Origin of the sequence: Tropicimonas aquimaris, assembly GCF_042676185.1 — a bacterium.
Taxonomy (GTDB): Bacteria; Pseudomonadota; Alphaproteobacteria; order Rhodobacterales; family Rhodobacteraceae; genus Tropicimonas; species Tropicimonas aquimaris.
The window spans coordinates 1-960 of the sequence record NZ_JBHTJT010000063.1; the positions used below are offsets into that span (position 1 = coordinate 1).

The following is a 960-nucleotide window of genomic DNA, read 5'->3' on the forward strand; positions in this document are numbered from 1 at the left end:
GCGCCTGCGGGATCGGGGCGATCCGGTCCAGCAGGGCGTCAATTTCCTTCGGCTGAACGGCTTGCCCGTAGGACGCGGCCAGGACCGGGGCGGAGAACAGGAGCCCACCCTCGGCCAGCAAGGCCCAGGGCGCGGTAGCGATCACCGAGCGCGCGTCGGTATTCACGCTGTAGTCTTCAGCCAGGAGGTCTCGGATCGAGCCGGAGGAGCACCAGTTCCAATGCTCCAGCCCGGAGACGTCGGGCGTGTCACCTTCCGGCAGGATCAGAACGCTGTTTCGGTTGAACTTCCAGAGAAACCGGGTGCCTTGCTCGGAATGCGGCCCGTCTGACACGAAGGCCGTCGCCCCACGGAACAGGTCGAGAAAGCGGGTCGGGAGCCCGCCGTGGACGCAGGTGTAGTTGCTGCGGGTGGCCTGGAGTGACGGAGCGAGCTGTGTCGCATCGATGTTGCCGGGCTCGGTCTTGGCCTGAAGCAGCCAATCTATCCCGTGAGAGGTGCGTCGTATGATGAAGCCCAGCCAGCCAACCTCTGGCTGGTCGATCATGGCGAGTTGGCGTCCGTGCCTTGCCATCCCGACGTTGTTCACCGCGAGCCCGACGATCGAGAAAAATCTCCCGGTGGCGTGATGCAGCTCCCCGTCGCGATAGAGCCATCGGGAGCATTCACGCAACGCAACCCTGTCAAGCAGCAGATGACTGTTGGCACGGACCTCGCCGAGCCAGTTCCGGATCGCGTTCGCCTCATCCGTCATTGCATCACACCGCGGGCGTAGGACACCATGTCTTCGAGCCGTGGCTGGTGCCCAAGTGTCGCGCCCGTCCGGTTCCTCAGGAGCCAGTTCAGAAGGACCGGCGAGAGCTTGCGCGCCGCCTTGTCGATCTCTGACAGGTTCAACCCGGTGTCGCGGTCGATCTGCGCTTTCGTCTCCTGCCCTTGCGACCTTGTCGCAGGGGCGCC

General features: G+C 64.6%; 2 protein-coding genes. Both read right to left on the reverse strand.

Annotated features, from left to right (window positions below):
* Positions 1-754, reverse strand: a 754-nt coding sequence (locus ACFQ2S_RS24685; protein WP_386079400.1) for an NDP-hexose 2,3-dehydratase family protein, incomplete at its 3' end; no start/stop codon positions are given.
* Positions 751-960, reverse strand: a 210-nt coding sequence (locus tag ACFQ2S_RS24690) for a hypothetical protein (RefSeq protein WP_386079402.1), incomplete at its 5' end; no start/stop codon positions are given. The genes ACFQ2S_RS24685 and ACFQ2S_RS24690, both read right to left, overlap by 4 nt.